The organism is Roseixanthobacter psychrophilus (assembly GCF_043195195.1).
GTDB lineage: Bacteria > Pseudomonadota > Alphaproteobacteria > Rhizobiales > Xanthobacteraceae > NCEH01.
The window spans coordinates 1-13852 of record NZ_JBAFWT010000045.1 but is presented as its reverse complement, the minus strand read 5'-3'; the positions used below and the strand labels follow the sequence as shown (position 1 = coordinate 13852).

At 65.4% G+C, this 13852-nt stretch carries 17 protein-coding genes and 2 pseudogenes; 11 read left to right on the top strand and 8 right to left on the bottom strand.

Annotated features, from left to right (window positions below):
- Positions 1-136: 136 nt before the first annotated feature.
- Both tnpA and tnpB read left to right on the top strand, forming a co-directional pair.
- Positions 137-523 carry an IS66-like element accessory protein TnpA gene (gene tnpA, locus V5F77_RS24500; RefSeq protein ID WP_429007820.1) on the top strand — a complete coding sequence of 129 codons (387 nt, stop codon included), beginning with the start codon at positions 137-139 and terminating at the stop codon, positions 521-523.
- 73 nt (positions 524-596) lie between these two features.
- The gene (tnpB, locus tag V5F77_RS24495; RefSeq protein WP_429007837.1) at positions 597-722 is read left to right on the top strand and encodes an IS66 family insertion sequence element accessory protein TnpB; all 126 of its coding nucleotides are present in this window, start codon (positions 597-599) and stop codon (positions 720-722) included.
- A gap of 102 nt (positions 723-824) precedes the next feature.
- Here tnpB and V5F77_RS24490 read toward each other — a convergent pair.
- Both V5F77_RS24490 and V5F77_RS24485 read right to left on the bottom strand, forming a co-directional pair.
- A pseudogene (locus V5F77_RS24490) lies at positions 825-1484 on the bottom strand (IS91 family transposase); the annotation flags it as partial.
- A gap of 13 nt (positions 1485-1497) precedes the next feature.
- Positions 1498-1969 (bottom strand): annotated as a pseudogene (locus tag V5F77_RS24485) (tyrosine-type recombinase/integrase); the annotation flags it as partial.
- A 292-nt stretch (positions 1970-2261) separates the two neighbouring features.
- On the opposite strand from V5F77_RS24485, the gene V5F77_RS24480 reads away from it, so the two are divergent.
- The 6 genes from V5F77_RS24480 (at position 2262) to V5F77_RS24455 (ending at position 7409) form a co-directional block, all read left to right on the top strand.
- The gene (locus V5F77_RS24480; protein ID WP_429007836.1) at positions 2262-2831 is read left to right on the top strand and encodes a recombinase family protein; all 570 of its coding nucleotides are present in this window, start codon (positions 2262-2264) and stop codon (positions 2829-2831) included.
- Between the two features lie 10 nt (positions 2832-2841).
- A complete protein-coding gene (locus V5F77_RS24475; protein ID WP_429007819.1) occupies positions 2842-3966 on the top strand; it encodes a vWA domain-containing protein in 1125 nt (374 codons plus the stop codon).
- A 95-nt stretch (positions 3967-4061) separates the two neighbouring features.
- A complete protein-coding gene (locus tag V5F77_RS24470) occupies positions 4062-5792 on the top strand; it encodes a tetrathionate reductase family octaheme c-type cytochrome (protein WP_429007818.1) in 1731 nt (576 codons plus the stop codon).
- Positions 5785-6438, top strand: coding sequence for a cytochrome b/b6 domain-containing protein (locus V5F77_RS24465; RefSeq protein WP_429007817.1), 654 nt, complete (start codon positions 5785-5787; stop codon positions 6436-6438). Before V5F77_RS24470 ends, V5F77_RS24465 begins: the two co-directional genes overlap by 8 nt.
- Before the next feature lie 399 nt (positions 6439-6837).
- Complete coding sequence (locus tag V5F77_RS24460; protein WP_429007816.1) at positions 6838-7107, top strand: CopG family ribbon-helix-helix protein; 270 nt, start codon at positions 6838-6840, stop codon at positions 7105-7107.
- Positions 7104-7409, top strand: a complete 306-nt coding sequence (locus V5F77_RS24455) for a type II toxin-antitoxin system RelE/ParE family toxin (RefSeq protein ID WP_429007815.1) — start codon at positions 7104-7106, stop codon at positions 7407-7409. The genes V5F77_RS24460 and V5F77_RS24455 overlap by 4 nt, the downstream gene beginning before the upstream one ends.
- Positions 7410-7698: 289 nt before the next feature.
- On the opposite strand, the gene V5F77_RS24450 is transcribed toward V5F77_RS24455, so the two are convergent.
- On the bottom strand, positions 7699-7947 hold the full coding sequence (locus tag V5F77_RS24450; RefSeq protein ID WP_429007814.1) for a hypothetical protein: 249 nt from the start codon (positions 7945-7947) through the stop codon (positions 7699-7701).
- A gap of 115 nt (positions 7948-8062) precedes the next feature.
- On the bottom strand, positions 8063-8281 hold the full coding sequence (locus tag V5F77_RS24445) for a hypothetical protein (protein WP_429007813.1): 219 nt from the start codon (positions 8279-8281) through the stop codon (positions 8063-8065).
- Positions 8282-8533: 252 nt separating this feature from the next.
- Here V5F77_RS24445 and V5F77_RS24440 point away from each other — a divergent pair, with 252 nt between their 5' ends.
- Genes V5F77_RS24440 through V5F77_RS24430 form a run of 3 tightly spaced genes read left to right on the top strand, consistent with a single transcriptional unit; the run spans position 8534 to position 10484 of the window.
- Positions 8534-8974, top strand: a complete 441-nt coding sequence (locus V5F77_RS24440; RefSeq protein WP_429007812.1) for a DUF2267 domain-containing protein — start codon at positions 8534-8536, stop codon at positions 8972-8974.
- A gap of 44 nt (positions 8975-9018) precedes the next feature.
- Positions 9019-9456, top strand: coding sequence for a universal stress protein (locus tag V5F77_RS24435; RefSeq protein ID WP_429007811.1), 438 nt, complete (start codon positions 9019-9021; stop codon positions 9454-9456).
- Between the two features lie 8 nt (positions 9457-9464).
- Positions 9465-10484, top strand: a complete 1020-nt coding sequence (locus tag V5F77_RS24430; RefSeq protein WP_429007810.1) for a ribose-phosphate diphosphokinase — start codon at positions 9465-9467, stop codon at positions 10482-10484.
- Here the strand turns inward: V5F77_RS24430 and V5F77_RS24425 are convergent.
- The 4 genes from V5F77_RS24425 to V5F77_RS24410 all read right to left on the bottom strand — a co-directional run bounded on the left by V5F77_RS24425 (position 10462) and on the right by V5F77_RS24410 (position 13730).
- On the bottom strand, positions 10462-11520 hold the full coding sequence (locus V5F77_RS24425; protein WP_429007809.1) for a hypothetical protein: 1059 nt from the start codon (positions 11518-11520) through the stop codon (positions 10462-10464). The genes V5F77_RS24430 and V5F77_RS24425 overlap by 23 nt on opposite strands.
- A gap of 135 nt (positions 11521-11655) precedes the next feature.
- The gene (gene pncA / locus V5F77_RS24420) at positions 11656-12294 is read right to left on the bottom strand and encodes a bifunctional nicotinamidase/pyrazinamidase (protein WP_429007808.1); all 639 of its coding nucleotides are present in this window, start codon (positions 12292-12294) and stop codon (positions 11656-11658) included.
- Positions 12295-12385: 91 nt separating this feature from the next.
- Complete coding sequence (locus V5F77_RS24415) at positions 12386-13048, bottom strand: phosphoribosyltransferase (RefSeq protein WP_429007807.1); 663 nt, start codon at positions 13046-13048, stop codon at positions 12386-12388.
- Between the two features lie 13 nt (positions 13049-13061).
- Positions 13062-13730: a dienelactone hydrolase family protein gene (locus V5F77_RS24410; protein ID WP_429007806.1), complete on the bottom strand. Its 669-nt coding sequence runs from the start codon at positions 13728-13730 to the stop codon at positions 13062-13064.
- Positions 13731-13852: the final 122 nt, after the last annotated feature.

Genomic DNA, 13852 nt, shown 5'->3' with positions numbered 1-13852 from the left:
TCACAAAAAAAGTTGGACCGTCTAGCGATAGTCGTTGAAACCGACCAGATTCCGAATTGCTGAAATTGTCGTTTGAAAGTACGCCTCCGAGAAGGGCCGCCTTGCGATGATTGGTAGGCTGTAGCTGATTGTCAGTATGGATATCCTTACTGACAGTCATCCTGTGAGCCGCCTCGAGATCGTCGATACGGGTCGGCGTCGGCGATGGTCTGATGCCGAGAAGCTGCGGATTGTTGAGGAGAGTTTTTCCGGTCCCCGGCTGTCGTCGGCAACGGCGCGGCGTCACGGGCTTTCGAACCAGCAGCTGTTTGCGTGGCGCAAGGCCTACCGCGAAGGGTGCCTCGGCGACGTCGGTGGGTTGGTGCCGGCGGTGATTGTCGCTGAGCGGCCAACGACGAGTCCGGGTTCGGACCGTGGCCGGATCGAGATCGTGATGGCGAACGGGCGGCGGGTGATCGTGGACCGAGATGTCGACGTCGAGGCTCTGATCCGGGTCGTGCAGGCGCTGGAGCGGCTTGCGTGATCCCGGTCCCGACTGGCGTGCGGGTCTGGCTTGCGACCGGCTATACGGATATGCGCCGGGCCTGTCCCTGCAGGTGCAGGAAGTGCTTCGCCGGGATCCGCTGAGCGGGCATCTGTTCTGCTTTCGGGGGCGCCGTGGCGATCTTTTGAAGGTGATCTGGCATGACGGCCAGGGCGCCTGCCTGTTCATGCGGGCATAGCTGGCGCCGAGGCTCGCGAGATGCAGCTGGTAGCGCTGCAGGTCCTCGGGCTCGGCCTGGTCCAGGGCCCGGCCGAGGAAGGCGGTGGCGCGGTATGCTGCGTGCCATCCGCCTCTGCTTCGAGAGCCGGCCGGCGGCATGGAGCGTCCGCAGCCCGTCGAGGAAGAGCCGCCGGAACAGGCGGAACAGCACCCGCACCGGCAGGAAGAACCGGGTCCGACAGTTGATCCAGCGTGTGCCATCGGGAGACAGGCCCCCGCCGGGCACCACGGCATGGATATGGGGATGATGGGTGAGCGCCGATCCCCAGGTGTGGAGCACGGCAGTGACGCCGATGCGGGCGCCGAGATGACTGGGGTCGGCGGCGATGGTCGCCAGCGTCTCGGCTGATGCCTTGAACAGCAGGTCGTAGACCGCCGCCTTGTTCTGGTAGGCCACAGTGCCGAGGACTGCCGGCAGGGTGAAGACGAGATGATAATAGGGCACGGGCAAAAGCTCGGACTGGCGGGCGGTGAGCCAGTCCCGGGCTGTTGACCCCTGGCACTTGGGGCAATGCCGGTTGCGGCATGAGTTGTAGGCGATCTCCACATGGGCGCAGTCGGCACAGCGCGCTACATGCCCGCCGAGCACCGCCGTGCGGCAGGAGCGGATCGCCCACATCACCTTCAACTGGCCGCGGCTGAGATGCCCGGCATGGGCCTTCTCATAGGCATCCCCATGGGCGTTCAGGATATCCGCGACCTCGAGCGGAGGCCGCGCCACGGACCGGCACGGCCTACAAGGGCGGCGGTGTCAGCAGCGAGAGCGGGCTCTCCACTTCGCGCAGCGTCTTCAGGGCGACGCGGGTGTAGACGGCCGTGGTGTCGAGCTTCCGGTGCCCGAGCAGCACCTGGATGACGCGGATATCGGTCTTGCGCTCTAGGAGGTGGGTGGCGAAGCTGTGCCGCAGGGTGTGCATGGAGACGCGCTTGTCGAGCCCGGGCGGCGGAGGCCGCCGTCCTGCACGCCCGGTCGAGCTGGCGGGTGGTGATGGGCTGGCCGGGATCGCGGCCCGGAAACAGCCAGCCCTGCGGCCGCCGCTCCTTCCACCAGCGGCGCAGCAGATCGAGCAGGTCTGGCGCGAGCATCACGTATCGATCCTTGCGCCCCTTGCCCTGCTCCACGCGGATCAGCATGCGGGCGCTGTCGATATCGGCGACCTTGAGGTGGGCCACCTCCGACACCCGCAGGCCGCAGCCATAGGCTAGTGGTTCGACCGCGACAGATGGAACCCATCTGTCGCGAGCGGGTCGAGCCACAAGTCTTTGATCTGGTGGATCAACTTTTCGAAACGTATGGGTACCATCCGTTTCGGTTGATCCACTAGGCTGAGGGTGGCGCGGTACTTGACGGTGGGCAGGCTCTCGCTGGGCCGGGCTTCGGCGTTGTCCGACAAACGGTCGTTTGGCGGCGTCCACAGGTTTTGTCCGCAAACATTGCCATTTAACGGCAAATCGGACATTGTCCGCGTTGAACGAGAAAACGGACAAATCACGCCTCATGACCGCTATCGGCTATGCGAGGGTCTCGACGGGGGACCAGGATACAGCGTTGCAACTCGACGCCTTGCGCAAAGCGGGCTGCGAGAAGCTGTTCGAGGACAAGGCATCGGGTATGAAGACCGATCGGCCCGGCTTGGCTGAGGCTATTCGTTATGCGCGTGACGGCGACACGCTGACGGTCTGGAAACTCGACCGTCTCGGCCGATCGATGAAACATCTGATCGAGATCGTCACCGAACTTGACGCCAAGGGTGTCGGCTTTCGCTCTATCACCGAGAACATCAGCACCACGACATCCGGCGGCCGCCTGGTCTTCCACGTATTCGGGGCTCTAGCGCAGTTCGAGCGTGATCTCATCAGGGAACGGACTCGCGCCGGTCTGCAGGCCGCGGAGGAACGGGGTCGACGCGGCGGTCGTCAGGCAGTCGTGACACCGGATAAACTCGCCAAAGCCCGTCAGCATCTGGCGGCCGGCCTCAACGTCAGGGAAGCCGCAGCCCGCGTGAAGATCGGCAAGACTGCGCTCTACGAAGCGCTCAAACACGCTGCTGACCATCGTCAAACGTGAGGTTACATGTATGACCCAGCTCCTGCCCCGTATCTGCTCGATCTCAATGCTGGCATTGTGCGCTCTAGCCGCCAGTTGCTCCCAAGGCGCGGCTGAAGATGCCGTGCCCGGCGGCGATCCCGCGCCATCGCCACAGGCCTATCTGGATCGTTTCATCAAGGATGACCCGGCAACCTGTATTGGTGAGGCGGATTTGATGACCGCCCAAATGGAACAGAAAAACGAAACCACAGGTTCCCAACCGTTGCGCCGGGCGGTAATCCTAATTGACGGGTCACGCTCCATGAATGGCCGACTCGACGGGCATCGCAAGCTTGATCTAGCCCGGCAAGCCGCAAAGGCTTTCATAGATACGCTGCCTCCCGACGTGGAGGCGTCTCTGGTTGCCTTCGGCCAGCAGGGTAACAACACCAAGGCTGGCAAGACGCGGTCCTGCGCCGCGATCGATACGTTGATGCCGATGACGGCCGACCATGGCGCGCTGGCGGCAGCCCTTTACCGCACGAAGGCGGTTGGTTGGACCCCGCTCGCTCAGGCAATGACTGAGGCGGAGGCAAGTCTTGCCCAGTCTTCAATTTCTGGAGAGCAGATCATCTATGTGGTTTCAGACGGTGAGGAGACATGTGGCGGCGATCCCGTCGCGACCGCGCGCCAGATCAATCAGGGTCAAGCACGCGCTATCGTCGATATCATAGGCTTCGGGCTGCCAGAAAACGAAGCGGCGAGTCTGCGGGCGGTGGCCAGCGCCGGGGGCGGGACCTTTGTCGATATCAAGACGAAGCAAACCTTCGACCAAACCATGGCCAAGGTTCATGAGTCTATCCGGCAAGCAGGCAATGCTGTACGCGCCAGCGATGCGATCAGCTCTAATGCTGTCAATACATCCAAAGCCATCGCTTATGCCAGTGTCTGCATCAGCAAGATCATCAGCAGTGAAAGCGTAAGGGTCAGCGACGATCTTTCCACCCGCGCAAATCGTGGTGAGCGTGAGCCATCCATGCGCAGCGTTCTCGACCTGCTGAAAGTGCGCCATCAAGACATGAAATCCCGTCTCAAGGTGTTCATGGATCGCCTTGAAGCATCTCAACGCGATGTTCGTTCAAACGTCGACAAAGCGACCCAGGAAGCGAAATAATCCTGAAGAACACCCAACCGGTGTATATTCTCTATCCGTTCTCAAAAGTCGGACAGATCGACCACTTTCGTGTCGTGACGCCAGGGAGGAGCAAAATGCGAACGATTGGCTTCCGCATATGGCGCTCAGCACGCCTTGCGGCCGGCTTGGCCGCGATTGCCGTGTTTCCCGTCCGGGCCGAGACACCGCAGGCAAAGCCCGAGCCCGCCGGCCTCGCACAAAGGCCAAGCCCGCGGGCAGGCGTCACGGCCGACCACTCGAAGTTCAAGATTCTCCAGCAGGACTTCAAATCCGCCCAGGACGTGACCGCCGCCTGCCTGACCTGCCACACCGAGGCGGCCAAGCAGGTGATGGGCTCCCTCCACTGGACCTGGCACTTCACCCATCCGAAGACCGGCCAGGAGCTCGGCAAGAGCAAGGTCATCAACTCCTTCTGCGGCAACGTCGCCGCCAACGAGCCACGCTGCACGAGCTGCCATGCCGGCTATGGGTGGGAGAAGATGGCCGACGGCCCGCCAAAGCAGGAGACCGCCGTCGACTGCCTCGTCTGCCACGCCGCGCCGGGGCGCTATGCCAAGCTCGACAATGAGGCCGGCCTTCCCCCCTTGGCGCCGCTGCCGCCCAAGGCCAAGACCATCACAGGAGCCGATGCGACGCCCGTCGATTTGTCGAAGGCGGCCATGAGCGTGGGACTGCCCACCCGCGAGAATTGCGGGCAATGCCATTTCTATGGCGGCGGCGGCGACAACGTGAAGCATGGCGACCTGTCCTCGGTGCTGTTCAACCCCTCCCGCTCCGTCGACGTGCACATGTCCAAGGACGGCGCCAATCTCACCTGCGCCGACTGCCACGTCACCAAGGCCCACAAGTCGGCCGGCAGCCGCTACGCCGTGACCGCCGCCGACACCATCGGGACCGGCAAGCCGGGCGAGCGGCGCGATGTGGCCACCTGCCAGTCCTGCCACGGCACGCGCCCCCATAAGGGTCTGACGCTTGAGGCGCTGACGCTGAACGACCACACCAACCGCGTGGCCTGCCAGACCTGCCATATTCCGAGCTTCGCCCGGGGCGGGGTGGCCACCAAGACCAAATGGGACTGGTCAACCGCCGGCCAGCTCAAGGACGGCAAGCCCTTCCACAAGGACGACTTCGTCCAGAGCGACGGCAAGCATCTGCACACCTATCTGTCGACCAAAGGCGATTTCCAATGGGGCGAGAATGTCACGCCTTATTACGCCTGGTTCGACGGGCAGGTGCGCTACACGACAGGTGACGACAAGATCGATCCTTCAAAGCCCGTGGAGATCAACCACATCGAGGGCAATCCCAACGACCCCAATGCACGCATCTGGCCATTCAAGAAGATGGTGGGGCGCCAAGCCTATGACACCGAGCTTTTGCATCTGGTGCACAATCAGGTCTATGGCCCCACGACCACGACGGCGTTCTGGACCAATTTCGACTGGTCCAAATCCATCAAGGCGGCCATGGATTACATCGGCGCGCCCTATTCGGGGCATTTCGGCTTCGTCGATACGCGGATGTACTGGCCCATCACCCACATGGTCGCGCCCAAGGATCAGGCGCTCTCCTGCAACGATTGCCACCAGAAGAACAGACGCCTCGCATCGCTGACGTCCACCGTCTACATGCCGGGCACGCGTCCACCCGGCCTGATCGACTGGCTGGGCTTTGGAATGGTCGCGGCGGCCTTCTTCGGTGTCGTCGCCCATGCGGGCCTGCGCACCCTTGCCCGATCGGGCCGGCCGCCGCACGGCGGCGCGGCGTCGGACACGCACGATGAAGGAGGAAAGGGCCATGACTGAGCGTCTCGTCCGGATCTACCCGCTGTTCGAGCGCTTCTGGCACTGGTCCCAGGCGGCCTTGATCTTCCTGCTCTTGTTCACGGGCTTCGCCATCCGCGGGCTGCACCACCTCATCGGCTTCAAGGAGGCTGTGACGCTCCACACATTCGGCGCGCTGGCGCTCGTGGTGCTGTGGATCTTCGCCATCTTCTGGCACCTGACCACGGGCACCTGGGTGCATTATGTGCCCACCACGGAAGGCCTTTGGAAGGTCGCGCGCTTTTATGCGTGGGGCATCTTCAAAGGCGAGCACCACCCTTTTCGCAAGGCCTATTGGCGCAAGCACAACCCTTTGCAGGCGCTCTCCTATCTCGCGCTCAAGCTGGTGCTGTTCCCGGCCATCTGGATCTCCGGGATCGTCTATCTCACCTTCAACCTGTGGGCGACGCGGCCCGATGCGACGCTCGTGCTTCAGGTGGTGGCGGGACTGCATGTCCTCACCGCCTTCGCCATTCTGGCCTTCATCATCATCCACGTCTACTTGCTCACCACCGGTCATTCGTTCCGCGAGCATGTGATGCCGATGATTACCGGCTATGACATGGTCGCTCTGACCAAGGCCGAGGAAGACTATCTCGCCGCCGACGAGCCAGGCCGGCTCCGATAGAGCAAGATCCGAACATATGGGATCATCTCGTGGTTCCACATGTTCGATGAACTCCCCTCTCACGTCTTGAAGTGAGCGGGTTGGCTTGTGTCGGCGCAGCAGGTGTCGACGCAGCAGGGATCCCCTCCCCGCTGTCGCGAAGCCTCGAACAGGTGCCACAGCGGCTCGCCCCTCCTGAGGCGATCACGCCCCTTCCTGGAGAAGGTGGAATGATCCGGCAGGCAACCTCGAAGACCGATCCGCCTGCGCGTCACCACTTGTATTTCAGCGATGCCGTCACCGTGCGGCCCTCGCCATAAAAGCAGGCATACTGCGGCCGTATCCGTTCATTAAAAGGTGATGGCAGCGACCGGCGAAACGTGCTAGGTTGTACACAATTCAACACACGGAGGCTGTTCCATGACCGCTAGCACCACCATGACGATTCGGGTTCGGCCCGATGTGAAAGAAAAGCTCGACCGGATCGCGACCGACACGCAGCGGAGCAAATCCTTCCTCGCGGGCGAAGCCGTCGCCGCCTATGTCGATCGCGAGCTTGAAATCATCGACGGCATCAAACGCGGCATGGCCGATGCGGCGGCCGGCCGAGTGATCCCCCATGCGCAGGCCGTCGCGGAAATGCGTGAGGTTATCGAGGATGCGAAGCGCCGGAAAGCCGCGCGCGGATGAGGCCGGTTGTCTGGTCGATTGAAGCGCAGCGGGATAACCTCGAAATCCTGCGCTATATCGCAGAGGACAACCCATTCGCCGCCGAACGGGTCGTGGACGTGATCGAGGACGCCGGGAACACGCTAGGCGAGATGGCGACCGGGAGGCCGGGGCGGGTGAGCGGAACCTATGAAAAGTCCCTCGCCCGTCATCCCTACATCATCGCCTATGAGCTGCGGGACGTTGCGGGCCGGGAAAGCGTCGTGATCGTGCGCGTCATCCACACGTCGCGGGATTGGCCGGCCGAGGAATGGCCGCACTAACTTAAAGACGTAGTAACGTTTCTAACTATATGCTGTAATACGTATTCACGCAAAGACGGCGGACAGCACTGCCTCTGTCGTCGTGGCGCATCCATGGAGAACCTGGCCCATAGCGCATCCTTCCATTCCTGCGAAAAGACTGCACCATCAAAGCCCGGGATCAAACATCTAAGGACGCTTGATGGGGCGATCGGGAACGGTCTCAAGGAACTGAACATCGAGGCCGTCCTCAGAGAGAGCACTGGTCGGGAGCAACGGCTTGCCGACAACATGGTCGGCAGGCGCTGACTCACCACTGAGTCCGGCGATGAACCCTTCGCCGAAATCCCAATTTTGCTTCGCCGCATAATCCTTCGATGGCGTAGGAGGACAGGCCGAGCTCGGGGAAGAGCATGACGGCGGTGCCATCCTCATGGCCCTTTTCGGCGAGCTCGAGAGTGCGCGCCGTGGCGAAGCCGGGATTGGCCACCGCGGCGCGGGGAACGTAGGCGGCGATCCGCAGGAAGTCGTGACGATACAGGCAGCTGAAATCTCTCATGACGTAAACGCCGTGCTGTGCCGGAAGAGAATCCGTCTCGTCCGGTCGAATGCCATGAGTGACGGCGCATTGCACTCGAAAGCGTCACGGCGGCGGCAGGTTTGATCGCCGCGCGCTATGCCTCCTCGAACAGCGGAGGCGGCGGCGGGGCGTGCGGCTCCAGGCGCTCGATGGAAGGGTTGTCCTCCGCTGCCGCAGGCGTCTCGCGCTCCACCTCGGCCGGCTCGTGATCGAGCGTGGCCGCAGACTCGTTGGCATCCTCCGAATAGGAATAGCCGCGCTTGCGCCTCGGGGACGGGCGTTTCGGCTCCGAAACGGGTGCTCGTGCAGGCATGACGCTCCCTCCTTCGCTTCGGGCCGGACTCTGCCCTCAATGCTCATCATCAGGCGAGAACGGCGCAGTGTTGTTAATTTGCATCATGGATCATTATTCACCTGCCACCTAAACTTCAAAATGCAGTTGTGGTATTACTGTGCGTAAGATCGCGAATATGCGCCGGCAAGATGTCTACCCCCGCGAAGACGTGGGACGTATATATATTGTGTATTGTACACTACGTACGATGCGCGGAGCAGGGAGGCGCCGATGAGCAAGACCCATCTTGCGGTGCTCGACCACACCATCCAGCAGACCAATGTCTGGCTCAAGACGCTGATGGTGGACCATGTGCTCGGCGAGAAGCAGCACGCCTACGGCGCGCTGCGGGCGGTGTTGCACGCCCTGCGGGACCGCCTGCCGCCGGAAAATGCGGTGCAGCTCGGCGCGCAGCTGCCAATTCTGGCGCGCGACATCTATTATGAGGGCTGGCGCATGGGACGCGAGCCCCATGCGGGCCGCCGGATCGAGGACTTCCTCGATGCCATCGCGGGGGAGCTGCCGCCGCAATTTCCGCGGGATCCGCTCGGCACCGCGGTGGCGGTCTTCGATCTCCTGTGGCGGGAGCTCGACCCCGGCGAGACGGCGAAGATCATCGGGCTGCTGCCGGAGCCGCTGCGGCGCCTGTGGCCGCTCGCGGCGCGGCCCTGAGGCTCCGGCAATCGGGCCGGCGGAACGAGGATCGGAAGCGGACCATGTACAATCATCTCCTCCTCCCCACCGACGGGTCGCCCCTCTCCACCGTCGCGTTGGAAAAGAGTCTCGCCTTCGCGCGGGACGCGGGCGCCAAGGTCACGGTGGTGATGGTGGTCGAGCCGTTCCACGTCTTTTCCGCGGCCCCGGACCAGCTGGAGCCGACGCGCAGCGAATATGAGCGGCACGCCAGGGAGCAGGCGGCCGCCTGCCTCACCGACGCGGAGCTCAAGGCCAGGGCGCTCGGGGTTCCGTGCGCGGTGCTCCAGGTGGAGGGCGACGAGCCGCACCGGGTGATCATCGATACCGCCGAGCGCAATGCCTGCGACCTCATCGCCATGGCCTCGCACGGCAGGCGGGGCGTCGCGGCCATCCTCCTTGGGAGCGTGACGGCCAAGGTGCTAGCCTATTCCCACACTCCAGTGCTGGTCTACAGGTGAGCGCCGTTATGTCCGATGCAGCACCGGCCTCGACAGCCGCCGTCGCGGGCGCCGGCCTGTGCCTGTTCGCCCTGGAGGGGAGCCGCGAGCTGGGCACGGTGGTGGCGCATGGCCTGGGCGTCGCGCTCGCGGCCCACGAGGAGCGCGATTTCGAGGACGGTGAGCACAAGGCGCGCCCGATCGATGCCGTGGGTGGTGCAGATGTCTACGTGCTGCATTCGCTCCACGGCGAGCCCGGGCGGAGCGCCAACGACAAATTGTGCCGCCTCCTGTTCTTCATCGGCGCGCTGAAGGATGCCGGGGCGGCGCGGGTGACGGCCGTCACCCCTTACCTGTGCTACGCGCGCAAGGACCGCCGCACCAAGCCGAACGATCCGGTGACCACGCGCTATGTGGCATCGGTGTTCGAGGCGGTGGGGACGGACGTCCTGGTGGCGGTGGAGGTGCACAACGAAACCGCCTTCGAGAACGCCTTCCGCCGCCGGTCCGTCGCGCTTACGGCGACGCCGGTGTTGGTGCGCAGGATCATGGAGCTGGTGGGCGGGGAACGGCTGTGCGTGATCTCGCCGGACCTCGGCGGCGGCAAGCGGGCGGACCTGCTGCGCGAGGCGCTGGAGGGCGCGGTGGGCCGGCCGGTGGGCAAGGCCTTCGCCGAGAAGCACCGCAGCGCCGGGGTGGTGTCCGGCGATCTCTTTGTCGGCGATGTCGAGGATGCCACCTGCATCATCGTGGACGATCTCATCAGCACGGGCGTGACGCTCGCCCGCGCTGCCCATGCCGCCCGCAAGGCAGGTGCGCGCCGGGTGCTCGCCTGCGTCACCCACGGCCTGTTCATGCCGGGGGCCGAGACGGTGCTCGCCGATCCGGTGATCGAGCGCATCCTGGTCACGGACACGGTGCCCCCGTTCCGCCTCGGCGCCGGGCCGGTGCGCGACAAGCTCGACATCGTGCCGGTCGGCCCGCTCGTCGCCGACGCGATCCGCCGGCTCAGCCGCAACCTGCCGCTCAGCGACCTTCTGGTGTTCTGAGCAGGGGCTCCAGCGCTGCCGCATCAGCTGCGGCGAGGCGCAGGTAGGCGCGGGCGCGGCGCGGCCACTTCTCCGGCGTGCGCGGCTTGGCGTCGAGCAGGTGGGCGATGGAGAGGCGCGCACGCAGCATGGCCCGGTGGCAGCGATAAAAGAGGTAGAGCCCGCTCGACGGATCATCGCCGAGCGATGCCCCAAGCCGGTGCCGGAGCCGCGCCCCGACCCACCGGGCGCCGAGGCGCTCGCACTCCATGTCGAGATAGGCCACCTCGTCCAGCGGATCGAGGGCGCGCAGGTGCGCATCGAACTCGAGGCGATCGATGATGGTCACGCGCGGGCATAGCCAGATGTGCTCCGGCCTCAGGTCTCCGTGCGCATCGACGATCCGGTTCTCGCGGGCGCGGCACGCCAGCAGATCCGCCCGCGTTGCGAGGAACCGGCGCTGCACGCTCGCGATCCGAGCGATGCGGCCCTGCGGAAGGGCGAACCTGCGGTTCGCGAGCAGGCTTCGCTCATGCTCCACCGCCCGCCGCCAGTCCGCCAGATGGCGCGCGGGCGGAACGTGAACGCGGGGCGCATGGCGGTAGAACGCCTTGAGCGTCGCGGTGATCCGATCGAGCGCCCGGGCATCGGGACCGCCGGCCTGCAGCGCCGCTTCCAGGCTGCCGTCCGCCTTCAGGCGCCGCATAAGGACGATCCAGTCCACCACGGCGCCGGGGCCGCCGATGCCGAGGCCCGCCGCCGAGGCCGTCAGCGGCGCAACGCCCAGATACACATCCGGCGCGAGGCGGCGGTTCAGGAGATATTCCTGTCGGCACGCCGTTTCGCGCCGTTCCAGCGTGGAGAAGTCCAGATAGGGGAAGCGCACGGGTTTCTTCAGCTTGTAGACGCGGTCGTCGGTCAGGAAGACCCAGGACATATGGGTTTCCTGCGGTTCCACGTGCCCGGCGGGGACCGGGTAGGACTCGGGCCGGCCGAGCCAGCGCACCTTCTCATCGAGGCTGATGGGAGCCGGCAGGACCTCCGGTTCGTGCTCCATGTGCGGCGGCCCCATGTCTCAAGGCAGAACAGGTGCTAGAGCACGTTCCGATGGGGTTGCATAGCAGTCCAGTCGGCAAACGTTCTCTCGTCCCGGGTCTGGAGGCGGATTCATCCTTGATGCCGGTCAACGCGCTCATCGCCGCGCGTGCGACCGCTGGATCGCGTCCACCGGAAGGCAGGGGATTTCCAGCGCCTTGAACAGCTTTCGCGTCGCCGCTGCCGAGCCGTCCACGTCGATGCTGCGGCAGGCATCGTCGATGACGATCACCTCGAAGCCCGCGCGCCGGGCGTCCTCCGCCGAGTAGCGCACGCAGAAATCGAAGGCGAGGCCCGCAACGAAGAGGCGGGCGAGCCCGCGCTCGCGCAGATAGCCCGCAAGCCCCGTCGCCGTGGTGCGGTCGTTCTCGAAGAAGGCGGAATAGGAGTCGATCGCGTGGTGATATCCCTTGCGCAGGATGAGCTGGGCGTGGGGAATATTCAGGCCGGCGTGAAAGGCGGCCCCGTCCGTTCCCTGCACGCAGTGATCCGGCCACAGGACCTGCGTGCCATACAGCGCCTCCATGGTCTGGAACGGCTGCGCGCCGGTATGGGACGATGCGAACGACATATGGCCGGGCGGATGCCAGTCCTGCGTCAGCACCACATGGGGGAACGCGCCCGCAAGGCGGTTGATGAGCGGGACGACCTCGTCGCCGTGCGGCACGGCGAGGTGTCCGCCGGAGCAGAAATCATTCTGGATGTCCACAACCAGGAGCACGTCGCGCCCATCCACGGTGAAGGCTTCGCTCAGGGGACGATCTCCTCGCTAGGGGCGGGCGGACGCGGCGATGCGCCGGAGCCGCCGCCGGATGGGCGAGCCTATCTCACCCGGAGGCCGAGGGCGACGCCACCGGATGCTGCGCCAGCAGCGCGACGACCTCCTCGTCGCTCACCTGCCGGAAGTCGGAATAGAAATAGCCGATGGCGCCGAAATCCTCGTGGTCCTCCAGGCAGACGATCGCATCGGCATCGCCGCGCAGCTGCCTCAGCGTGTCGGTCGGCGCCACCGGGACCGCCAGCACGAGCCGGCCGGGCCTGCGCGCGCGCACGGCCTGCAACGCGGCGCGGGTGGTGGCGCCGGTGGCGATGCCGTCGTCCACGACGATGACCGTGCGGCCGGCGAGCTCGGGATGGGCGCGGGCGCCCAGATAGCGCGCGCGCCGGCGCTCGATCTCCGCCAGCTCGCGGTCGCGCACCCTGGCGAACTCCGCTTCGCTCACGCCGGTGACCGCGATCACGTCCGCATTGCGTACCGTCAGGGGCGATGGGCCGTCCACCACGGCGCCCATGGCGTATTCCGGCTCGAACGGGACACCGATCTTGCGCACCAGAATGAGATCGAGCGGGGCGTCGAGCGCCTTGGCCACCTCCGCGGCGACCGGCACGCCGCCGCGCGGCAGGGCGAGCACCACCGGCTTTTCCGCCTTGTAGGGCGCCAGAGCCCCGGCGAGCTGCCGGCCGGCGTCGATGCGGTCGATGAAGGGCATGGCGGTATCCGGGCTAGGCCGCGTCCGGCGCGGGCGCGGCGAGATATGTCCCAAACCAGTCTGCGGCGAGCGCGATCACCGTGTCCATGGCACCGGTTTCGGGAAAGAGATGCGTGGCGCCCGGCACGATCCGCAGCGCCTTCGGCCCCGCGAGCTGAGCAAGGGCCTGCCGGTTCAGCTCCAGCACCTCGCGGTCCGCGCCGCCGACGATGAGTAGGGTGGGCGCGCGCACCTGCGGCAGCAGCGGACCGGCGAGATCGGGCCGCCCGCCGCGCGAGACGATGGCGCCGATCCGCGTGCGGAGCTGCGCTGCGGCCACGAGCGCGGCAGCCGCCCCCGTGCTCGCCCCGAACAGGCCGAGCGGCAACGCTGAAAGGTCCGGCCGGACATCGATCCAGTGCACCGCATCCGCCAGCCGCCCGGCGAGCAGGGAAATGTCGAAAACATTGGCGCGGTCGGCTTCCTCGTCGGCGGTCAGGAGATCGAACAGCAGCGTAGCCATGCCCCGCCGGTTCAGCGCCTCGGCGACCGCCCGGTTACGAGAGCTGAGGCGGCTCGATCCGCTGCCATGGGCGAACACCACAAGAGACCTGACCGCCTCCGGCAGCCAGAGATCGCCGGCCAGATGCACCGGGCCGATGAAAATCTCGCGGGAATGGCGGCGTTCGAGGCCTGCTGCCATGGCCTTCTCCTCATCTTCTGCCACCTATAGGGCGTCGGCGCCGCGGCGCCTTGCGCGGAATCAAGGCGGCGGGGGGACGGGGCCAGTGTGCGGCCCGCCGGGCCGCTGGTCCGGCGAGCCGG